This is a genomic window from Psychrobacter sp. W2-37-MNA-CIBAN-0211, from assembly GCF_040309405.1.
In the GTDB taxonomy this organism is placed as follows: domain Bacteria; phylum Pseudomonadota; class Gammaproteobacteria; order Pseudomonadales; family Moraxellaceae; genus Psychrobacter; species Psychrobacter glaciei.
The window spans coordinates 36,369-59,825 of the sequence record NZ_JBEOOU010000001.1 but is presented as its reverse complement, the minus strand read 5'-3'; the positions used below and the strand labels follow the sequence as shown (position 1 = coordinate 59,825).

The 23,457-nt window shown below is 44.5% G+C and carries 19 protein-coding genes; all 19 read left to right on the top strand.

Annotation, left to right across the window (positions count from 1 at the left end):
• The first annotated feature begins 604 nt into the window (after positions 1–604).
• The 19 genes from arcD to ureG all read left to right on the top strand — a co-directional run bounded on the left by arcD (position 605) and on the right by ureG (position 23,446).
• Complete coding sequence (gene arcD, locus AAEY72_RS00260) at positions 605–2,041, top strand: arginine-ornithine antiporter (RefSeq protein ID WP_352308967.1); 1,437 nt, start codon at positions 605–607, stop codon at positions 2,039–2,041.
• A gap of 144 nt (positions 2,042–2,185) precedes the next feature.
• The gene (gene arcA, locus AAEY72_RS00255; RefSeq protein ID WP_352308965.1) at positions 2,186–3,430 is read left to right on the top strand and encodes an arginine deiminase; all 1,245 of its coding nucleotides are present in this window, start codon (positions 2,186–2,188) and stop codon (positions 3,428–3,430) included.
• A gap of 89 nt (positions 3,431–3,519) precedes the next feature.
• Complete coding sequence (locus AAEY72_RS00250) at positions 3,520–4,530, top strand: ornithine carbamoyltransferase (RefSeq protein ID WP_352308964.1); 1,011 nt, start codon at positions 3,520–3,522, stop codon at positions 4,528–4,530.
• 237 nt (positions 4,531–4,767) lie between these two features.
• Entirely contained in the window at positions 4,768–5,721 is a 954-nt protein-coding gene (gene arcC / locus AAEY72_RS00245) for a carbamate kinase (RefSeq protein ID WP_352308963.1), read from the top strand.
• Positions 5,722–6,123: 402 nt separating this feature from the next.
• A complete protein-coding gene (locus AAEY72_RS00240) occupies positions 6,124–6,663 on the top strand; it encodes a Csu type fimbrial protein (protein WP_352308962.1) in 540 nt (179 codons plus the stop codon).
• Positions 6,664–6,669: 6 nt separating this feature from the next.
• The gene (locus AAEY72_RS00235) at positions 6,670–7,431 is read left to right on the top strand and encodes a fimbrial biogenesis chaperone (protein WP_352308961.1); all 762 of its coding nucleotides are present in this window, start codon (positions 6,670–6,672) and stop codon (positions 7,429–7,431) included.
• Positions 7,382–9,856, top strand: coding sequence for a fimbria/pilus outer membrane usher protein (locus AAEY72_RS00230; protein WP_352308960.1), 2,475 nt, complete (start codon positions 7,382–7,384; stop codon positions 9,854–9,856). The genes AAEY72_RS00235 and AAEY72_RS00230 overlap by 50 nt, the downstream gene beginning before the upstream one ends.
• A gap of 293 nt (positions 9,857–10,149) precedes the next feature.
• Positions 10,150–10,887 carry a Csu type fimbrial protein gene (locus AAEY72_RS00225; protein WP_352308959.1) on the top strand — a complete coding sequence of 246 codons (738 nt, stop codon included), beginning with the start codon at positions 10,150–10,152 and terminating at the stop codon, positions 10,885–10,887.
• Between the two features lie 701 nt (positions 10,888–11,588).
• Complete coding sequence (urtA, locus tag AAEY72_RS00220; protein WP_026037277.1) at positions 11,589–12,899, top strand: urea ABC transporter substrate-binding protein; 1,311 nt, start codon at positions 11,589–11,591, stop codon at positions 12,897–12,899.
• A gap of 138 nt (positions 12,900–13,037) precedes the next feature.
• Positions 13,038–14,837, top strand: a complete 1,800-nt coding sequence (gene urtB, locus AAEY72_RS00215) for an urea ABC transporter permease subunit UrtB (RefSeq protein WP_352308958.1) — start codon at positions 13,038–13,040, stop codon at positions 14,835–14,837.
• A gap of 10 nt (positions 14,838–14,847) precedes the next feature.
• Complete coding sequence (gene urtC / locus AAEY72_RS00210) at positions 14,848–15,918, top strand: urea ABC transporter permease subunit UrtC (RefSeq protein ID WP_010200558.1); 1,071 nt, start codon at positions 14,848–14,850, stop codon at positions 15,916–15,918.
• The gene (gene urtD / locus AAEY72_RS00205; RefSeq protein WP_352308957.1) at positions 15,918–16,874 is read left to right on the top strand and encodes an urea ABC transporter ATP-binding protein UrtD; all 957 of its coding nucleotides are present in this window, start codon (positions 15,918–15,920) and stop codon (positions 16,872–16,874) included. Before urtC ends, urtD begins: the two co-directional genes overlap by 1 nt.
• A 46-nt stretch (positions 16,875–16,920) precedes the next feature.
• Positions 16,921–17,619, top strand: a complete 699-nt coding sequence (gene urtE / locus AAEY72_RS00200) for an urea ABC transporter ATP-binding subunit UrtE (protein WP_352308956.1) — start codon at positions 16,921–16,923, stop codon at positions 17,617–17,619.
• Positions 17,620–17,663: 44 nt separating this feature from the next.
• Positions 17,664–18,653 (top strand): urease accessory protein UreD, encoded by a 990-nt coding sequence (locus AAEY72_RS00195; protein WP_352308955.1) that lies wholly within the window; start codon positions 17,664–17,666, stop codon positions 18,651–18,653.
• Positions 18,654–18,803: 150 nt separating this feature from the next.
• Complete coding sequence (gene ureA, locus AAEY72_RS00190; protein WP_010200554.1) at positions 18,804–19,106, top strand: urease subunit gamma; 303 nt, start codon at positions 18,804–18,806, stop codon at positions 19,104–19,106.
• Positions 19,107–19,180: 74 nt separating this feature from the next.
• On the top strand, positions 19,181–21,313 hold the full coding sequence (gene ureC / locus AAEY72_RS00185) for an urease subunit alpha (RefSeq protein ID WP_352308954.1): 2,133 nt from the start codon (positions 19,181–19,183) through the stop codon (positions 21,311–21,313).
• 90 nt (positions 21,314–21,403) lie between these two features.
• A complete protein-coding gene (ureE, locus tag AAEY72_RS00180; RefSeq protein WP_352308953.1) occupies positions 21,404–21,946 on the top strand; it encodes an urease accessory protein UreE in 543 nt (180 codons plus the stop codon).
• Positions 21,939–22,754, top strand: coding sequence for an urease accessory protein UreF (locus AAEY72_RS00175; RefSeq protein ID WP_352308952.1), 816 nt, complete (start codon positions 21,939–21,941; stop codon positions 22,752–22,754). Before ureE ends, AAEY72_RS00175 begins: the two co-directional genes overlap by 8 nt.
• 38 nt (positions 22,755–22,792) lie before the next feature.
• The gene (gene ureG, locus AAEY72_RS00170) at positions 22,793–23,446 is read left to right on the top strand and encodes an urease accessory protein UreG (protein WP_352308951.1); all 654 of its coding nucleotides are present in this window, start codon (positions 22,793–22,795) and stop codon (positions 23,444–23,446) included.
• Positions 23,447–23,457 lie beyond the last annotated feature (11 nt).

The window sequence follows — 23,457 nt, the reverse complement described above, 5'->3', positions numbered from 1 at the left end:
ATATCCTCAATTTGAAATTTTAATGATTTTTTAGTATAGGGCGTGTTGAATATAGGAAATCAGATCATGCACATCTCGTGTTGATCAAGATGACTGGCAATATTGGCGCTGTGTGAGCACAAGACAATTTCTACACCAAGGCGGAATGGTGAGTGATTTATATAAGATGTTCGGCATACAGTTGAATCATCGGATATTGGGCCGATTAGGACACGACCTAGTCAGAAATACCAATAAATCCATAATTATATTGTGGTTATGGTACTCGATACCACCTCAATAAACCATCGGAAACTGAATTTATTTTGAGTGTTGTATGATTTATCCAATATAGCCCTGCAAATTTTTTGACCAACTCAGGATACTGGTTGTACAAAAACTGCTGCCATAGCAAACATTTTTATCATGAGTTATCACAGTTATTTTACTGATATAGATACATAAATATTTTTAATGATGGCCATTGAGCTAACAAAACCACGATAATCCATGCTAATATTGTGGAGTTCTCATATATTAAATACTGTTTTTAAGTATTCTTCAAGGCCGTATCTATTTTGTTGCTTTCATATATTTCTCAATTAGAGAATAAAAGGTCTTCACCATGTCTGAAACAACGCATGATCCATCCGAGAAAAATCTAAACTTTACCGCACTCATTGCTCTTGTCGTAGGCTCTATGATAGGCGGTGGTATATTCTCATTGCCGCAAAACATCGCTGAAACCGCAAGCCCTGGTGCCTCATTAATTGGCTGGGTAATCACTGGCATCGGTATGCTGATGCTTGCCTTCGTGTTCCAAAATTTAGCACATCGCAAGCCTGAACTTGACAGTGGGGTTTATGCCTACGCGCAGGCAGGTTTTGGTAATTATATGGGCTTCAACTCTGCATGGGGCTACTGGCTCTCTGCTTGGTTAGGCAACGTCAGTTACTACGTGCTGATATTTAGTACGCTGGGTTATTTTTTTAATGTGTTTGGAGATGGTAATACCCTGACTGCATTGGTGGGTGCCTCTGTATTATTGTGGGCATATAACTTCATGATTACTAAAGGTATCCAGACGGCTACCTCAGTCAATACGTTGATCACCATCGCCAAAGTGATACCGCTGTTCACCTTTATTGTCATTATTTTTACGGTCTTTAATATGGATCTTTTTAATAGCGACTTTTGGGGCAGAGAGACGGATCTAGGGTCAGTCCCTGATCAAGTTAAAAACATGATGATGGTGACGGTATGGGTATTTATTGGTATTGAAGGGGCCAGTGTGTATTCTGCACGCGCCAAAAAACGCTCTGATATTGGCAAAGCCACCGTATTGGGATTCATTTTTACGTTAGTACTATTAATGATGGTTAACTTTTTAGCGATGGGTGTTAGATCACTCCCTGAGCTTGCAGCGATGAAAAACCCGTCGATGGCTTATTTGCTAGAGTATGCCGTTGGCCCGTGGGGCGCGACCTTTATCTCAGTAGGTTTGGTCGTCTCGCTGCTCGGTGGTTTATTGGCTTGGACGCTATTCTGCGCCGAAGTTTTATTCGTTGCCGCCAAAGACGAAACCATGCCGAAGTTCTTTTATAGAACAAATGCCGTTGATGTGCCGGTAAATGCACTATTGGTGTCTTCTGCAGCGACACAGTTATTCTTAGTCATCACCTACTTTAGTAAAAGTACTTATAACAATATTTTTTATCTGTCCACTTCCATGATTTTGATTCCCTATTTCTTTTCTGCCGCTTATGGATTTTTGGTGGCCTATCGCAAAGAAGGTTACAAAACATCTGAGAGCGCCACAAAAGATATTATCATTGGGGTAACTGCACTGTTTTATAGTATTTGGCTGTTGTATGCTGCCGGTATTCAGTACTTTTTACTATCCGCTTTATTGTATCTTCCTGGTGTGGTTCTCTATATAAAAGCACGCAGAGAGTACAAGCATCAGCTGTTCAATACAGCCGAAAAAGTGGTGCTTGCAGTCATTACTGTCAGTGCCATATATGCAGCCTATGGCCTCTACAGCGGTACGTTAAGCTTGTAGCGACCCTATTAAATAAAATGCCTTACATTTGTCATTACCAGAAAAATCCGTTCGTCGTAATTTTCACATCAGTTGCTTTTTTAGGTTGTTCGTCCTCTAAACAGTGGTGAGATACTTGCACCCAAACCGCATAAGGATACAAAAATGTCTGACAAGTCTTTAGGTGTTCATTCAGAAGTCGGTAAATTACACAAAGTTATGGTGTGTTCTCCAGGTCTTGCCCATCAAAGACTGACACCGCAAAACTGTGATGATTTGTTGTTTGATGATGTCATGTGGGTAAGTAAAGCCAAAAGCGACCATTATGATATGGTCACAAAAATGCGCGATCGCGATATTGACGTGGTGGAGATGCATCAGCTGCTGGCACAAACCCTTGATGATAATGATGCCATGAAATGGATTATGGATCATAAAATCACTGATAATCATGTCGGTACTTTATTGGCTGGCGAAGTGAGAGATTGGTTGACCAAACTTGAACACAAGAAACTGTCTTCATTTTTAATTGGCGGCGTCACCACTGAAGAGTTACCAAATGATATTGGGGCATCACTCAAAAAATTATCCGCACTGTCAGGTACGACTGAGTTTGTATTGCCACCACTGCCCAATACTCAGTTTCCTCGCGATTCCTCAAACTGGATATACGGCGGCGTTACCCTTAACCCCATGTACTGGCCCGCCCGCCAGCAAGAAACGCTCCTTATTTCTGCTATTTATAAATTTCATCCAGACTTTAAAGGCGCTGATTTCAAAATTTGGATGGATGATACTGAAGAAGATCTCAGTGGCTGTAGTTTAGAAGGTGGTGATGTCATGCCTATCGGCAACAAAACCGTGCTGATTGGTATGGGTGAGCGAACGTCACAACAAGCGATTACCAGACTGGCCAAGACTTTATTCATCGATGGTTCAGTTGACCATATCATCGTAGCGGCCTTACCTAAGCAACGTTCTGCAATGCATTTGGACACTGTATTTACGTTTTGCGACATTGATTTGGTCAACGTGTTTCCGGCAGTGACAGATCATATTACAACTTTTCATATTCGTCCTGATGAAAGCAAGCCACACGGTATAGATGTACGCGAAGATGAGAGACATTTTTTGAAAGTGATAGAAGAAGCCGCAAGGGTCGACAAATTAAGAGTGGTCGAAACAGGCGGCAATAGCTACGAAGTTGAGCGTGAGCAATGGGATGATGGTAACAATGTCCTTGCCCTTGAGCCAGGCGTTGTCATCTCTTATGACCGCAATACTTATACCAACACGTTACTGCGCAAACAAGGCATTGAAGTGATTACGATTCCAAGCTCCGAGCTGGGCCGTGGCCGTGGCGGTGGTCACTGCATGACTTGTCCTATCATTCGCGATCCAACGGATTAGGGCATATTGAACCCTACCTGCTCATAGCGGTGCCAAATACAGTGATAGTCCATCCAAAATAAACACATACTAAAAATTAAGGAATTATCATGAGTTTTAATCTTCACAACCGTGATCTGCTAAGCCTTATGCATCATAGTGAACGCGAGCTTACCTATCTTTTGGATATGGCTCGTGACCTAAAAAGAGCAAAATACTCAGGCACAGAACAAAAGCATCTTTTGGGCAAAAACATTGCGCTAATCTTTGAGAAAACCTCAACCCGCACTCGTTGTGCTTTTGAAGTAGCGGCATATGACCAAGGTGCCAATGTGACGTTTATTGGCCCGAACTCATCACAGATCGGCTACAAAGAGAGCATGAAAGACACTGCCCGTGTGTTGAGTCGTATGTATGATGCCATCGAGTATCGCGGGTTCGGTCAAGAGATTGTCAATGAGTTGGCAGAATATGCGGATATTCCTGTCTTTAATGGCCTAACGAATGAGTTTCATCCAACACAAATGCTAGCAGATGTAATGACCATGCGTGAGCATACCGACAAATCAATCCATCAGATTAAGTATGCTTATTTTGGTGATGCACGTAATAACATGGGCCGCTCATTATATTTAATGGGTGCTAAGATGGGTATGGACGTACGCCTTTGCGCCCCTAAAGATTTGTGGCCTGCAGCAGACTTTTTAGCCACTTGTGCAGACTTTGCCAAAGAATCAGGTGCCCGTCTTACTATCACTGATGATGTAAAAACGGCGGCAAAAGACGTTGATTTCGTTCATACCGACGTATGGGTATCAATGGGTGAGCCTATTGAGAGCTGGGCTGAGCGAATCGATGCGCTAATGGCCTACCAAGTCAATATGGATTTGATAAAAGCCACTGGTAATCCAAAAGTAAAATTTATGCACTGTTTGCCCGCTTTTCATAACTCAGATACCGAGGTTGGTAAAAAAATCACTGAAAAATACCCACAGCTCGCAGATGGTATCGAAGTGACCGAAGAGGTATTTGAATCACCTTACAACATCGCATTTGAGCAAGCAGAAAACCGTATGCATACGATTAAAGCCGTTCTAGTCTCTGCGCTTGGTAATATCTAATGTATAACATTAGCAACGCGTGCTACCGGGGCGTGCCCTCAATTCAATCGATAGTCATCTAAATAGGTTAAAAGTGGCTAAATCTTGCCAAACGGCGTCAAATAGCTGACTAATATCTCAATATTATCTGCGCTATTTTCTTGTTTGACTGCCATTTATCTCATTTTTATCACTATTTTTGAAATGAAGACACGCCCTGATATGACGTTAACTGAAGATAATGCGTAGGGAAATATCATGAGGTTACTAATTGCCTTAGGTGGTAATGCTTTATTAAAACGTGGAGAGCCGCTGTCTGCTCACAACCAACGCCAAAATATCAAGACGGCCGTTGAACAAATCAGCAAGGTCACGGAGGGTAACGAGTTAGTCATTGCCCACGGTAATGGCCCGCAAGTCGGTTTGCTTGCGTTGCAAGGCGCGGCTTACACTGAAGTCGATACTTATCCATTAGACGTTTTGGGCGCAGAAACAGAAGGTATGATTGGCTACATCATCGAGCAAGAGCTTGGGAATGTCCTGCCGAGAGAATCATCCATTGCCACCCTACTCACTCAAGTAGAAGTCGACCGTAAAGACCCTGCTTTTAACAATCCAACCAAGCCTATTGGCCCTGTATACTCAAAAGAGGAAGCAGAAAAGCTAAGTGCGCAAAAAGGCTGGGTTATTAAAGCCGATGGTACATACTTTAGGCGAGTGGTTGCAAGCCCTAAGCCCAAAAAGATATTTGAGCTAAAACCCATACAGTGGCTGCTTGAAAAAGGCGCGATTGTGATCTGTGCAGGCGGAGGTGGTATCCCAACGGCATTTGATGAAGATGGCTGTTTGCAAGGGGTCGAGGCAGTAATCGATAAAGACTTGTGCGCATCCTTACTTGCCCGTAGCCTTGAATGTGAGTTATTGGTGATTGCCACTGATGTGGCGTATGTTTATACAGACTTTGGGACTGACAAACAACGAAGCATCTTGCAGGCGCATCCAGACGTTTTAAGTGAGCTTGATCTTCCTGCGGGCTCTATGGGACCAAAAGTTGCAGCGGCTTGCGAGTTTGCGCGTGCGACTGGAAACACCGCCATCATCGGCTCACTGACCAATATTGGTCAGACACTTGAAGGAGGTGGAGGTACTCGTGTTTCAACGGAGTATGAAGGCCTCACATATGCCGCTGTATCTCCGAAAAACACAGCATAACTCCTCGATTTAATCTGTCGTTTTAAGATATAAAATATTTTTTGAGTCGTTCCTGAAATAACCGGCTTAGCGGTCTATTTTGAGTAGTCTATTGTGAGGTTGTTCATAGTGACTCATGGGTCAATAATATATATGGAAAATTGGATATTATCGTGGATACATGTTAGTCACAAACTTCTGTAGTAAACCTGTCATGATTTAGTAACAAATATTGACGATAGTCGTAGTTATTGTTACTTAAACAATCAGCTTACCTCAGGTGATTATCTTATACCAGTGGGTTCTAGATTGCCAAAAAGACGTGATTGCTGCTATCTAGCTCGGCAAGCGCAGCGTATTCAACGGATTATGCTGCATTCCATCACTGAAATACCAACCGATCTAAACCTTTGGAGATTTACCATGCAATTTAAAAAATCCTTAATGACCGCTACATTAGTTACTCTTGGTGGTTTCGCTGCTATGTCTAGTGCCAATGCTGCTGGTACAGAGTCAGGTAGTTTTAACGTCAATATGACCGTAGTGTCTGCTTGCACCTTGTCAGCCGCTCCTCTCACTCAAAATATTACTTTCGGTGAAGTTGCTGCTGGCGGCACAGCGACAGCTAACCAAACAAACGCTACCGCCCTCTCCGTGATGTGCTCTACCGGTGCGCCTTATGTAGTTAAGCTAACGCCGTCGAACAGTGATGCTAATGGTGCTGGTGTTATGACAGGACCAGCGCCAACAGACCTTATTACTTATCAGTTACACTCCGATTTAGAGGGTACAGTTTGGGGTAGTACTGGAATATTAAACGGCGAAGCCGGCAATAGTGTTAGTAGCGTCGGAGAAGGCATGACAGCTGCTATTGAACATCCAGTTTATGCCTCAGTAACCGGCAGCACCGACGTTACCGTTGGTAACTACACTGATCTGGTTAGCGTTTCTGTCGTTTACTAGCCAGCTATGTTAACTCTCTGGTTACACCGTGTTGCAAAATATAGTGTGATCTCAAGCTTGCTACTGTGTAGCAATTGGGCGATGGCGAGTGGCCTACAGGTCTCTCCCATCTCCTTAAGCATACAAGCTCGAGAAAATGCCAGTGGGCTGACCCTAAGTAATACCGGTGACAATGTGGTGCATGCGCAAGTGCGTGTGTACCACTGGTCGCAGGATGAAACAGGCGATCAGCTCACACTATCACGAGGATTATTGGCCAGTCCGCCAATGATTGAGCTCAACCCAAGCGAAAAGCAATTAATTCGAATTATACGTGCCACAGCACCGCCGCAAGGCAGTGGCGCTGTAGAAGACAGCTATAGAGTTTTGGTTAATGAGTTGCCGATTAAATCTCCTGACCAAAAGAGTGGCTTGCAGTTTGCGTTGAGCTATTCCCTACCCGTATTTGTACAGCCCGTTGGTGTTATAAAAACCAGCCCAAAGCTGCAATGGAGCACGCATGTGCAGCCAGATGGCAAGCAGGTAAAGTTACGTGTCCACAATAGCGGTAATGGTCATGCTCAATTGGCAAGCTTAAGTTTTGTAGATACGGTTGGCACTAGCATTAATGTCCATAAAGGTTTGCTGGGTTATGTGTTACCAGGCGCTACCATGTACTGGACACTGAAAACACCACCCTCGGCACTAACGACAGGTGGTAAATTCAAGGCAATGATCAATGGAACTGAGACGATACAAGACGTTACGCTGGACACTTCCGATCGCTAAAATAGCCTTATTGCAAACCTTAATGATACCTATCAGCCATGCTATCGAACCAAACGATATCATAGCTACCTCTACAGACCTTCCCAACGACAGTCTTGCACAGCTTGATTTAAACCGTGACAATCGTAATGAAAATGACCATCCAGACAAGCTTGATCTCTATTTAGAGGTTAGGCTTAACGGCGCAGATAGGAGTTTAGCCTCCTTCGAATACTACAATGACCAATTATGGGCAAGTACCAATGTATTGCAGCAACTCGGCTTTATATTGTCGCCCGATATTATCGAACCAATACCGCTAAACACTCTACCTGATATTAAGATTGATTATGACGCACGCAAGCAAACGGTCGATATTATTGCACCGCTAAACATGCTCAACCTTGCCACGACCGTCGTTAATACTCGCAATAGCAGACGCACGCAACCGACTGCCTCGCCTGGTTTTCTGTTAAATTACAACCTTTATGGTACCCAAACCGAAAATAACGCGACCAGCCTAAGTGTTTATACAGAACTGCGTGCGTTTAATAACCTCGGTGTATTAAGCTCCACTGCCCTCACGACTGGCAATCGCTTTGCTGGTAGCAATACTAATAGTAATGATTGGGACAGTCGCACGGTGCGATTGGATAGCAGTTGGAGCAAGTCTTTCCCTGATAAACTAGTTACCGTCAGCGCTGGCGACTTACTCACAGGCACACTATCATGGACAAGGTCGACGCGTTTGGGCGGACTGCAATTTGGTACTAATTTTGACCTGCAGCCCTATATGACTACCACGCCTTTGCCATCATTTTTTGGTTCTGCCACCCTGCCTTCAGCGGTAGAGCTGTATGTGAATGGTCTCAAACAATATAGCGGTGACGTACCCGCCGGTCCTTTTGAGCTTAATACAGCGCCCAGCTTTAGCGGTGCGGGCAATGCACAGCTCGTGTTGACCGATGCCCTAGGACAAAATACTACGCTTAATTTTTCGCTTTATGATGCCCATCGTTTGCTGCAGTCAGGGCTGTCTGATTGGTCAGTGGAGCTCGGTGCCGTGCGCGAAAACTATGGGCTCAAATCTTTTGATTACGGCAGCGATATCGCCGGCTTTGGCACTTGGCGTTATGGGGTCAGTGATCGCTTTACCGCAGAGACCCATGCTGAAGTGACTGAAGGCCTTAGCAATGCTGGTGTCGGTGGCACTTGGTTATTGGGCAGTAAAGGCGGCGTCTTATTTGCCTCAATAGCGGGTAGCGACAGCCAAAGTAAAAGTGGATCGCAATACAGTGCAAATTACTCTTGGAATAACAGTCGCTTCCATATTGGTCTCAATGCCACCGGTACTCAAGGTGACTACCGTGACGTCGCCACACGCTACGGAAATGCTCCCAACCGCCGAAGTGAACAACTCTCAACAGGTTATAACACCCAATCTATGGGCAGTTTTGGTCTCAGTTATAATCAGGTCGCTTTTGCGCAGCAAGAGACCTCACAATTTGCCAGCGCCTCTTGGCGAAAGTCTTTTGGGCGACGACTGAGTCTGAACGCCAATTACAATCATGATATCCATAATTCTGCCAATAACAGCGTCTCTTTTGGGGCCTCGCTATCCTTAGACCATAATATCTCGCTGAATAGTAGTGTGCAGAGCACTAACGAGCGTCATTCCTTGGTAACAGATGTGTCGCAGTCAACGCCAGGTGCGGGTGGCATAGGCTGGCGCGCACAAGCAAGATACAGTACAGGTAATAATAGTACGAGTAACAACAGCAGCACCGATGGCTTAGCCGAATTGAATTATCTTGGTCCATACGGTCGATTACAAGCTGGTATCAGTAGCAACAACGATAATTATTCTACTTATGCTAGCGGTACAGGCGCGCTGGTCATGATGGGTGGAGGCTTATTTGCTGCCCGCCAAATCAATAATGGTTTTGCCGTGGTCTCCACTGATGGTATCGCCGATGTACCAGTGCTGCTGCAAAACAGTCCCATAGGTACAACGAATAAGCAGGGGCTATTATTAGTAACACCATTGAACGCTTATCAAGACAATAAAATTACTATTAACCCTATGGACTTGCCCGCTGACCTGCGCATTGACAAGGTGGATATTGAAGCAACGCCGACTGACCGTGCTGGAGTATTAGTAAGATTTGGCATCACACCTGTGCGCTCTGCCTCTGTCCTCCTTACCGACAACGTTAACCAGCCATTACCGCTTGGCAGTCAAGTACAGTTACTTACGAACAAAGATGCATCTTCAGCAGTTATTGGATTTGATGGCGAAGTCTATTTGGATACCTTAGATGAGCACAATGTACTAAAAGTAATCATGCCCTCTAGTGATAGTTGTACGGTCAGCTTTGATTATCATAAACAGGGCGATGATATTCCACTAATCGGTCCTCTCATCTGCCAAAAGGTAAAAGAATAATGAAGTTTTTAAGATGGAAATATAGTATATTTTTGATAGTAGGTGCATGGTGGTTACCATCAGGGAATGCTTATGCTGTACCCAATGTTACGTGTGAAGCAGGTATGAATACAGCAGTGGGAAGTACTGGTAACGTGAACATTAGCGACTCTGTCACCCCCGCCAACGCTGATGACGCAAGGATTGGTGCTACATTAAACTATAGATGCACTAATAGCGGCTCCGCAGGATATGTATCGGTTTGCCTTGCAGTAGATGGTGGCAACAATAACAGCACTTACCCTCCGCGTTACATGAAGAATGGGTCTGTCGATTCAAACTTGGCTTTTACCATGACATTACCAGGAAATATTGATTGGGGTACCCGCAATTCTAGTGGTTCTGAATTCAACTCAGGCTCACTCGCTATTGCAGAAAACTCATTTATCTCAGGCAGTGTAGCTATTAACATTTCTTTGCTCTCAAACTATAACAACACCCTCGCAACATCCGGAACCTATACCGACGATTTCAATGGCAGTCATACCGCATTAACGTTTAAGGCTAACGAAATCTCATCTGGCCTTGATTGCTCAACGGGTAATTTAGGAGTAGATCAATTCCCATTTACCGTTCAAGCGACCGTAATTCCAAGCTGTTTAGTTACCTCTACCACTGATGTCAATTTAGGTTCTCATTCTGCAAATAGAAACAATATCATAGGCAATAATTCTAGTGCGATTGGCGTCACTTGCACAAATGGTGCACCCTATAATATTGGCTTAATGCCATCCAATAATAATATAGATGGTGCTGGCATGATGAGTGGTACTGGTAACAATACTGATAAGATACCTTATCAATTACGTTCAACTGATGGTGAAAGTGGAGATATATGGGGAAACACCGCCACCTCGAATAACGTCGGGAATGGCGTAATAGGTACTGGCGATGGAACCTCTCAACTAAAGACTGTCTACATTACTGTTCTCAGTGCCGACTTTCGGCCTGATAAATACTCTGACATTGTAAGTATTCAAGTGAATTATTGATAACTGACCTATGCTGTTAATCCCGCAAACATTAACTTTAGGAGAATGCTTATCTTGCCAAGCTGCAACTATAAATATAGCTTGTAGATAACCACTTATGAATCGCCAAGCACTGCTATTCACTTTTATCTAACCATGGACTTGATAGAAAATCACTAACACATAGGTTACCGCCCATACCTCTATCTTTCCCTCTTTTATAACCTCCTCGATAATATTTTGACATCTAATAGTCGGCAAAGATGCCATTTTGATATTAGACCAGCCTTTAAGCACAATATAATAAGTAGGCATGAAGCCAATAATATCAACAACAACCTATTTAATCTTTTGATAATAAAAGGAGTTAATCGTTATTTGATCTATGCTGACAAAACTTGTAGCTGCGTAATTGATATCTCCCAAGCTTGTTTGTACGGATTTGACATTGACAGTATAAGTCACTTTTTAACCAGACACAGATGGTGCATAGAAAATCATAAAAACCATCATGGTGCGAAAAAAGTGCAATATCTCCTAAAAAGACCGATATTGGTGCGTTTATTTTGTATTTTGGAATGGCATAAATATTGAAGTATTAATAGCAGTTAGGAATGGTTTGTTAACTCGGCCTGCCAAGCTGCTACTTTATCTTTTTGGAGAAATACATGTCTTTATTGCCAACGCTTATCACTGCTACTCCTATAAGTACAAATTATCGTATCGACTCAAAACTCACATCACGTTTGTCTCTACTAGCAGTAGCCGTCGTAGGTAGCTTAAGCCTTATAGGTTGTCAAAAACCTGCAGAAACTAGTGCTGAAACCAATTCTACAGCCACAAAAACCGAAACAGCCGAGACCGCTACTACACCTGCGGCAGATGGTGACACCATCAAAGTAGGCATCTTGCATTCTTTATCTGGAACGATGGCCATCTCTGAAACCTCATTAAAAGATACGGCTCTCATGACCATTGATGAAATTAATGCCAATGGCGGTGTGTTGGGTAAGCAGCTAGAGCCGATCGTCGTAGATCCCGCTTCTGATTGGCCGTTATTCGCTGAAAAAGCACGTCAGCTATTAACTCAAGACAAAGTGGATGTCATATTTGGTGGTTGGACGTCGGTATCACGTAAGTCTGTGCTGCCTGTCGTTGAAGAGTTAAATGGCCTTATGTTCTACCCTGTGCAGTACGAGGGTCAAGAGCAGTCAGAAAATATTTTCTACACTGGTGCGGCTCCCAATCAGCAAGCTATTCCTGCCGTTGAATACTTAATGAGTCCAGAGGGTGGTAGTGCAGAACGCTTTGTCTTACTTGGGACAGATTATGTCTATCCTCGGACTACTAACCAGATACTGCGTGCGTTCTTAAAATCTAAAGGCGTCGCTGAAACAGATATCATGGAAGAGTATACCCCTTTCGGTTTTAGCAACTATCAGACCATCGTGGGCAACATTAAAAGCTTCTCGACCGGTAAAAAGACGGCAGTTATCTCTACCATTAATGGGGATTCAAACGTACCCTTTTATCGTGAGCTTGCCAACCAAGGTATTAAAGCCTCTGACATCCCAGTCATGGCATTCTCAGTAGGAGAAGAAGAGCTTCGCGGTATCGATACCAGCTTATTGCAAGGGCATTTGGCGTCATGGAACTACTTTATGTCGGTTAAAAATCCTGTCAACAGCGGCTTCACCAAAAAGTATAAGAAATATGCGCTAGATCATAAGCTACCGAATGCTGAAAAGGTCGTGACCAATGATCCTATGGAAGCCACCTACGTGGGTATCAATATGTGGAAACAAGCAGTCGAAAAAGCAGGTACCACTAATGTCGATAAAGTGCGTATCAGTATGGGAGGTCAGACTTTTGACGCGCCATCAGGGTATACATTAAAAATGGATGAGGAAAACCATCACTTATGGAAGCCTGTCATGATCGGTCAAATCCGTGCCGATGGTCAGTTCGATGTGATCAGCAAAACGCCAAAAGTCATTCGTGCTGAGCCATGGAGTCAGTACATTCCTAAATAAGGTTATGGTCACCCAAGCCTTAGTCCCTAATCCTTAGCCCCTTAATGGTATCAATACCAGCAACCCTTTAGCTCCTCTACTGATAAAACAGTTTTCAGTAGAGGTTAGAGGAGTGTTGACTGCAAAAAAGGAACCATCATGTCACATTCTCCTTCCTATTATAAAAGTGACGCGCAAGCCAATTATTTTAACAAGACTTTTGTCATCGCCTTACTATTTTTACTCCTTCTCATTGCTATCACATCAGCTGCTCGTGCTCACGAGACGCCAATAGCCCACAGCCATGGCGAGAAACTATCTACTAATACTGTGGCAGCGACATCCAATGCTGTAAGTGAAGAGACCTTACTTGCTCAAGACGACACCTTACTTGCTCAAAACAAGCAGTCTATTACTACGCCTGCTGATCTTGCGGTAAGTAAAGGGGACGCTATCGAACAGTTCGTTGCTGCTGACTTCACCAAGCGCCAAACCATGCTCAACCAGTGGCCGGGGTCAGTTGAGAGTTTGGATACTTTAGTTGAGCTGATAAAAAACGATGAGCTATACCAAGGCAATGGCGGGCAAACCTATCTACTTAACAGCGAAGATGAGCTATTTACTTATCCTGCTAAGCAGCTGACCACCGAGTGGCCTAGCGACTTGGCGCAAGTGACTTTGACCAATGCGCTACGCTCAGCCTTAGTCTTTGGACAAGCCAAGGTTAAGCTTGAGTCAAACGATCCTACGCAACGTGTGCAGGCAGTCGCCATCTTAGCGGACAATATCGAACAGCTAGATCCAGCACTCATAAGTACTGCTGCCACTAATGAGGAAGACGACGATGTCAAAACGGCGTTGAGTACTTTACAAGCGAGGATTGATTTTAGAGATGGCGACGTCACCAAGCAAATTGCCGCGCTTACCGTGCTTGCTGATAGCGATAGTCCACAAGTCTTAGTTGATGTCAAAAAAGCATTGGCGGCAGATAATATCGATCCTGTACTCAAATCTGCGCTGTTAGACGCTGAGGATAGTATTGAGCAGCGCATTACCATCAGTACTTGGATAGGTCATCTGTTCACGGGACTTAGTACGGCAAGTATTTTACTACTCGCGGCATTAGGGCTGGCCATTACTTTTGGGCTACTGGGTGTCATCAATATGGCCCACGGTGAGCTCATTATGATTGGTGCTTACGCCACTTATATGGTGCAAAATCTCTTTCAAGCGTATTTTCCTAGTATGACTGGATGGTATCTGGTTGCTGCTATACCCGTCGCTTTCTTAGTCAGTGCCATTATCGGCATGATTATCGAACGAATCATTATTCGCCCGCTTTATGGTCGTGAGCTTGAAACCTTACTGGCAACTTTCGGTGTCAGTTTGATTCTTATGCAGTTGGTTCGGATGATATTTGGCGCGCAAAACGTCGAAGTCAGCAATGTCGACTGGTTGAGCGGTGCCTATCAAGTGTCCTCGAGCCTTGTACTCCCCTTCAATCGTATCGCTATTATTGGCTTTACCATCATTATTCTTATGCTACTGGTGTACTTACTTAACAAGACTCGTTTCGGGCTATTTGTGCGCGCTGTGACTCAAAACCGGCAAATGGCACGTGCAGTTGGTATCTCCTCTGCTCGCATCGACATGTTGGCATTCGGCCTTGGTTCAGGGTTGGCCGGTCTCGCTGGCTGCGCTCTAGCACAAGTGGGCAACGTCGGACCCGACTTAGGTCAAACTTATATTATTGATGCGTTCTTAGTCGTCGTGGTTGGCGGTGTTGGGCAAGTATGGGGCGCGGTATTGGCATCTTTAGGTCTTGGTGTCAGTGGTACGGTGCTAGAGATTGGCATTGGTGCTGTGATGGCTAAGATTGTATTACTGGTTCTTGTGATTTTGTTTATTCAAAAACGTCCACAAGGTTTATTTGCCCTCAAAGGCCGTTTTGTGGATTAAGGAGAACCTCATGCGTTTGACTCAATTATTATCTGATTCCCCACGTAATGCCATTTTGATTGGTTTGTGTTTTTTAGTGCTACTGATATTGCCTTGGCTCCATCTACTACCTGAAACCTCTAGTTTTCACCTGTCTGCTTACTGGATAACTTTGATTGGTAAAATAATGGCGCTCGCCATGGTAGCACTGGCTTTAGACTTGGTCTGGGGCTATGCCGGCATCCTAAGCTTAGGTCATGGTCTTTATTTTGCGCTAGGAGGTTATGCCTTTGGTATGTATTTGACGCGTGAAACTGCTGGCACGGGCTTACCAGACTTTATGCGTTTTTTAAGTTGGACCGAGCTGCCGTGGTATTGGGCAGGCACTCAGCACTTTTGGTGGGCGATGGCTCTAGTGGTATTAGTTCCCGGTCTGGTCGCTTTCATCTTTGGCTATTTTGCTTTTCGCTCCAAGATCAAAGGGGTTTATTTTTCGATTATTACTCAAGCCATGACCTATGCGGCAGCCTTATTATTCTTCCGTAATGAAACAGGCTTTGGTGGTAACAATGGCTTCACAGGTTTTACCACGCTATTAGGTTATGACATCACTGCCTCTTCAACAAGGGCTGTGCTGTGTTTTACGACCGCTTTGGCGCTGCTACTGTCCTATCTTGGACTACGCTACCTGATGAGCCAGCCTTATGGGCGCGTGCTCGGTGCCATTCGTGATAGTGAAAATCGATTGCAGTATTTAGGCTATCGCACGCTTTGGTACAAGCTTTCTGCTTGGGTATTGTCTGCAGTAATTGCTGGTATCGCTGGTGCTCTATATGTACCGCAAGTTGGCATTATTAATCCGGGCGAGATGAACCCCGTCAACTCTATCGAGATGGCAGTATGGGTAGCTGCGGGAGGCAGAGGTTCACTCATTGGTGCTATCGTAGGCGCAGGTGCAATCAATGCAATTAAGACTTATTTTACCGTTGCCTACCCTGAGTTTTGGTTGCTTATCCTAGGTGGATTATTTGTGGTGGTTACTTTATTTCTCCCTAACGGCATCATTGGCGTACTTGATCGTTTTAAAAAGGAAAAAGAATAATGTTAATAACTAATGCTGCTACTTCCCAAAAAGTTACTAACGATGCGCTTGTTAAAAACAATCCTAGTATTGATAATCCAATGAAAAACTCTAAAAACACACCACACATAACGGTCGCAGAAAACACGCCTACCCGACCAGTCACTACTTTGGCTGAAGATTACGGAGATAGCGGTGGCTTGGCGCATCCTGTTCCCAAATCAGGGCCAGATATGAGACATGGTATTGCGCTGTATTTAGAAGACGTTAGCGTGTGGTTTGACTCGTTCCGCGCACTCAATGACTTATCTTTATACATTGAGGCAGGAGAGCTGCGCTGCATCATTGGTCCTAATGGTGCAGGTAAAACCACGTTAATGGATGTCATCACTGGAAAAACGCGTCCCACTAAAGGCAGTGCATTTTTCGGTCAAGTACATAATTTAGCCAAACTATCTACCGAAGAAATCGCGGAAGCAGGCATTGGCCGTAAGTTTCAAAAACCTACCGTGTTTGAGAAATTTACCGTACTCGATAACTTAATGCTGGCCGCGCCAAAAGATAAGCGAGTGTCAAAAAGCTGGCTTACTCGTATTGATGCAGAAATCCAAGATACCCTTGACTCAACGCTTGATCAAATACGCCTAAAAGAGCTGATTAACAAGCCAGCAGGACTGTTATCTCATGGTCAAAAACAGTGGCTAGAGATTGGGATGTTGTTGATGCAAAGACCAAAGCTTATTTTGCTTGATGAACCAGTGGCAGGCATGACAGATGCCGAAACCGAACATACCGCTGAGTTATGTCTGCGCCTCAAAAAGAATCATACTTTAATCGTGGTTGAGCATGATATGACCTTTATTGATGCCATAAGTGAGAAAGTAACGGTCTTAGCAAATGGCGCTATTTTGGCTGAAGGCACGTTAAATGAAGTACAGAATAATGAGGCCGTTATTGAGACTTACTTGGGTCGATAATTGATAGTAGTGCTTAGAAATAGACCTAAAAAATAGAGGTGCTTATATGTTAGAAATTAATGCCATAAATCAATATTATGGTGGCAGTCACATTTTACGTGATGTCACCCTCGCCGCCCCTGTAGGAGAATGTAGCGTGGTACTGGGTCGTAATGGCGTCGGTAAAACCACCTTACTTAAATGCTTGATGGGCATCCTACCAATAAAATCAGGTGAAATTTTATTAGACGGTAAGGACATTAGTCAGATGACGCCTGAGCAGCGTGTACGCGCAGGACTCGCTTATGTACCGCAAGGACGTGATATCTTTGCCACTTTGACCGTTGAAGAAAACATTCTGATTGGCATGGCGAAATTTTCTCAACGAAAAGCAAGTAAAGTACCCAAACACTTGTATGATATATTTCCAGTGCTGGACGAGATGAAGCATCGGCGCGGTGGCGATCTATCTGGCGGTCAGCAGCAGCAGCTCGCTATTGCTCGGGCGCTTGCCTCCGAGCCATCTGTGCTGGTACTCGATGAGCCGACTGAAGGTATCCAACCATCAATTATTAAAGACATTGGTAGAGTCATTCGTAGTCTTGCTAATAAAGGCGATATGGCAATTGTTTTAGTCGAGCAGTTTTATGAGTTTGCAGAAGAGCTTGCCGATAACTATACCGTGCTCTCTAGAGGACAAGTGGTAGCTCAAGGGGCTGGAGTTGACATGGCAAAAAACAACATTCAAGAGTTGGTGGCAATCTAAAAGGACACTTTATAAAAAGACACTTTATAAAAGGGAATACAATTTTGACTTGGCAATCCTCACTACAGCTCCATTTCGACTGCGCCTCTAATACTGCAAAAACTCGACTGTATCATCGTGCCCATACTGGCGCACTCATGGTGCAGCGCGCGCTGTATCCTGAGCCTGATAGTACTGATAACAGCCAAGCAGGGATTTGCCATATTTATGTATTGTATCCTCCTGCTGGTATCGCCGATGATGACCACTTAACGTTGGAATTTAACCTAAAATCTAATAGCCATGCGGTGATTACCACCCCTGGAGCCGGCAAATGGTACGGGCAACGCAAATCATTACGATCCTCTAGACCCAGCGACTCATCAAAATTTCCCAACGGTACTCAATCGGTACATAGCAACACTTCTAACGACTGTTTTAATGATGTTGTCAGCGCAGAACAGCATATCAACGCCCGCCTCGATGACCACGCTGTCCTTGAATGGCTACCACAAGAAAGCATTTATTACGATCATTCTGTCTCTACTGCCAATAATCGCTTTTATTTGGCTAAGACGGCAAGTTTATTGACTTGGGATATTGCTGTGTTCGGACGTCAAGCGTATCAAGAGACTTTTGCTAATGGTCATTATGCCAACCGCTTAGAGATATGGCGTGAGAGTGATTTATTGGTCAGTGAGTGCACCTCCCAACAAGCTAATACGCGCTGGTTTACCTCACGATTAGGACTGAATAATCAACATGTGCATGGCTCTTTTTGGGCAATACCTAGCACAGAGGTCATTGCGCCAGAACTACAGAATAATCCGCTCAAGCTTGGTCAATATTTAGATGCCACTATTACCGAGATACGCAATCTCATTGATACGCAGTCACTACCCATTCACTGTACTCACAATTTTCAAGGTATCAATTGTCGTTATTTAGGGGCAGATGTGCGTGCCTGCTTTGACGCTTTTTACCAAATTCGCGAGCTTATCAGGTCTAAATGGTACACGCTTGAGCCTCATCGACCAAGGATTTGGGACACTTAGTATCATGTGCTCCCACTTAATCGCATCCTTAAACAATGCTGAATGAAACCAGAATGACTCTACTTAGTACATTTAACTTGGCACATTTACTTTATAAAGATTAAAGACGAATCATAGCCTTTAAAGCACAATAATTATTAAGGAAGCTTTATGCAATTAAATCCTACCGAAAAAGATAAACTTTTACTATTTACAGCCGGTATGGTAGCGGAACGTCGTAAAAACCGCGGTGTAAAGCTCAATTATCCTGAGTCTATCGCTTACATTAGCATGTTACTAATGGAAGGCGCGCGTGATGGCAAAACCGTGGCGCAACTGATGAGTGAAGGAGCCACTTATCTCTCTGCCGATGACGTCATGGAAGGCATTGCAGAGATGATACATGATGTCCAAGTTGAAGCCACTTTCCCCGATGGCACTAAGCTGGTGACGGTACATAACCCCATCGTATAGCTTGCTTGCTATAAAGTCGTATACAACGATATTGAACTAGAGCCATTGCCGTAAGACGATTAAGGATAATAAAAATGACGATGAAAGTAGGCGAATATAAGATTAAAGCAGGCGATATGGCATTGAATGCTGGTCGCTGCGTTCAAACCATAGCAGTAATCAATACCGGCGACCGCCCTATTCAGATCGGTTCTCATTATCACTTCTATGAAGTCAATGCAGCACTGAGCTTTGATCGAGAGTCTACGCTTGGCTATCGACTCAATATCCTATCTGGCACTGCTGTACGTTTTGAGCCGGGACAAGCGCGCGAAGTGGAGCTGGTTGCCATCTCAGGTAGACAGCATATCTATGGTTTTTCCGGCAAAGTCATGGGCGTTGTAGACCCTAAAACCTCTCAAGACACCTCGAAAAAACGCATTGACCGACGTATTTATGCCGAACATTTTGGCCCTACCACAGGGGATAAAGTACGCTTGGCCGATACAAATTTATGGCTTGAGGTTGAGTATGATTTGACCAGTCATATTGATCACCAGCCTGATATTGATAGTGTTAGCATTGGTGAAGAGGTTAAATTTGGCGGCGGTAAGGTTATCCGCGATGGCATGGGTCAGTCACAGCTAATAGGTGAGCAAGTTGCCGATACTATTATTACCAATGCTCTGATTGTGGACTATAGCGGTATCTATAAGGCCGATATCGCTATCAAAGAGGGCCGCATTAGTGGCATCGGTAAAGCTGGCAATCCTGATATTCAGCCTAACGTGACGTTACCTATTGGCGCGGCTACCGAAATCATCGCAGGAGAAGGTAAAATCTTGACTGCTGGCGGCATCGATAGTCATATTCACTTCATTGCACCGCAGCAGTGTGAGACGGCATTGATGTCTGGTGTAACCACGATGTTAGGCGGTGGTACGGGACCTGCTGAAGGTACTCTTGCCACTACTTGTACGCCTGGTGCCTATCATATTCACAGCATGCTAAAAGCCACTGATGCTATTCCGATGAATATCGGATTCTTAGGTAAAGGCAATGTTAGTTTACATGCCCCCATTGTAGAGCAGATTGAAGCGGGTGCTATCGGGCTTAAACTTCATGAAGACTGGGGCTCCACGCCCAAAGCCATTGATAACTGCCTTAGCGTGGCTGAAGAATATGATGTGCAAGTGGCTATTCATACTGATACGTTAAATGAAAGCGGCTATTTAGATAGCACTCTAGGCGCGTTTAAAGACCGTTGTATTCACACCTTCCATACCGAAGGCGCTGGCGGTGGTCATGCTCCAGATATCTTAAAAGCTATTGGCGAAACCAACGTCTTACCCTCATCAACCAACCCGACGCGCCCTTTCACCATTAATACCATTGACGAGCATCTCGACATGCTCATGGTTTGTCACCACTTAAGCCCAGCCATTGCTGAAGATGTTGCTTTTGCAGAAAGCCGTATTCGTAAAGAAACCATTGCCGCCGAAGATATTTTACAAGATATGGGTGCCATCTCCATGATGAGTAGTGATTCGCAAGCGATGGGACGCGTGGGAGAAGTCATTATTCGCACATGGCAAACGGCTGATAAAATGAAAGCCCAGCGTGGTCACCTTGCTCCTGATCAATCAGCTAAAACCGAGCAGTCCTTAGACAATATCATGCTAAGTCCTATTGATTCTGATAGCGGCAATGACAACTTTCGTATCAAACGCTACCTCGCAAAGTACACTATCAATCCCGCTATTACCCATGGCATTAGTGATGAAGTGGGATCACTTGAGTTGGGAAAATGGGCAGATTTAGTGTTGTGGTCGCCTGCATTTTTTGGTGTTAAGCCTGATTTAATTATAAAAGGCGGTTTGATTGCAGCGGCACCTATGGGTGACCCCAATGCTTCTATCTCTACCCCGCAGCCTGTGCACTATCGCAGCATGTTTGGCAGCTTTCCCAAAACAGTAGCGCAGACTTGCATCACCTTTATGTCAAGTGCGTCTATTGATAAGGGTGTTGATAGGCAATTAGGGTTAGAGAAGGTCATTAAAGCGGTACACAACATTCGTCAGGTACGCAAACAAGACATGAAGTTTAACAGCTACTGTCCTCAGATGGAGGTCAACCCAGAGACCTATGAAGTGTATGCCGATGGTGAGCTGCTGACCTGTGAGCCTGCCGACTATCTACCGATGGCACAGCGCTACTTTTTATTCTAGCTGCTTTTTATTCTAGCTGCTTTTTATTGCCGTGCTGATAATCCCCCATCAGCTGTGAATCATCTACTTTAACGGACTATAAACATAATTATGAACATTTATACGCAACGTCTCGACAAATCAGCGCTTAACGCTGAACAACAAACGATTATTGATAGGCAAAAACAGGCAGAAAACTTTTTATATTTAGATTTCGACACCCGTCAGCGTAGCCGTTTTAAAGCAGAAACTCAGCACCAAGAATCCATTGGTGTTGATTTGCCACGTACGGAAACCATTAAGAATGGCAGTGTGCTAGCAGACCATCAAGGCAATTTGATACAGATTATGGCTGCCAAGCAAGCTTTAATCGAAGTGACTGCCGATAATGATTTTGACCTTATGAAAGGCGCTTACCATTTAGGCAACCGCCATGTGCCTTTAATGCTGACCCCTACTGCCCTCTACTTTGAGCCTGACCATGTTTTAGAAGCGATGTTACATCAACTTGGCCTACATACCCAAGCCGTACAAGCGCCGTTTGAGCCAGAAACAGGTGCTTATAAAGGCAATCAAGGCAGACATTCTCACTCTCATGGTCATAGTCATCACGATCACGACCATTCACACACCCACGGCAACTCTCATGACTAATCATGCCACGCACTCCCAGCATCCCGCCAGTACCGCACAAGGTATGAATGATCTGAATCATGCAGATGTGACCGGACGTTTGCTCATGCTGGCGTCAAGCAACTTACCTATTGGCAGTTATACCTACTCGCAAGGCATAGAACCTGCTATTGAGTCAGGGCTTATTCATGATGAAAGCAGTTGCTTAGCATTTATGAGTGATTATCTGGAGCTGGCATTATGTCGTTATGAGCTACCGCTACTAGCGCTCATGATTGAAGCCCTTATGATTGAGGACGTCGCACTTGCTGATGCTTTAGGTGCAGATTACCACGCTAGCCGCGAAACCAAAGAATTCGTCTATGAGTCAAGTCAATTGGCATTGTCTTTATCCGCATGGCTTGATAATGTCCTTGAGCTCAATGTGCCTGATAGCTTACTCGCTCATGGGTTTTTGCCACTGTTTGCCCATATCAGCTCGCACTGGCAATTTAACCCTGTACAAGCCATGACCACCTACGCCTTTGGTCAAATCGAAAATATGGTGCTGGCTGCGGTCAAAACCGTACCACTTGGACAAATGGCAGGACAGCGAATCATTTGGCAGCTGCAACAGCTATTAAGCCAACAAGTACAGCCACTGGCTGCTCGCGTCAAGCAAAGCTTTTTGTACGCTCAAAGGCTGCCGTTAATGGCAGATAGCTCTGACATAGCGATATCAAAGCTAAATCTACTTTATCAACAGCTACAAATATCAGCTAACTTACCAAATTTAGCGCTCCTGTCTTGCCAGCATGAAAGGCAATATAGCCGCTTATTTCGCTCTTAATCGCTGATAACCCAAACACTTATTGAGGACATTTATTTATGGCACTGACACCCAAAGTCGAAAACAAACATTCAGACACGACATTATCGCCATTACGCTTAGGTATTGGTGGCCCTGTAGGCTCAGGAAAAACGGCATTGACGCTGAGATTGTGTCAACGCCTGCGCGATGACGTCAACATGGCAGTAGTGACCAATGATATTTATACCAAAGAAGATTCTGAATTTTTAACGCGTCATGAGGCCATGCCAGCCGAGCGCATTCGTGGTGTCGAAACGGGTGGCTGCCCGCATACTGCCATCCGTGAAGATGCCTCGATTAACCTATCTGCCATCGCCGAATTACAGCAGCAGTTTGCAGGTCTTGAGCTTATTATTATTGAATCTGGTGGTGATAATTTGGCAGCAACTTTTAGCCCTGAATTGTCCGACTTGACGCTATATGTCATTGACGTATCAGCAGGCGATAAAATCCCTCGTAAAGGCGGGCCTGGTATCATGAAATCGGACTTGCTCATTATCAATAAAACCGACCTTGCCCCTTACGTAGGCGCCTCACTTGAGGTGATGGCACATGATGCCAAAAAAATGCGCGGTGATAAGCCTGTGGTATTCAGCAACATGAAAACAGGCGAAGGTCTTGATGACATTGTTGCTTTTATCTTGGATAAAGGCATGTTAAGTGTGGCGTAGAATGCATTAGG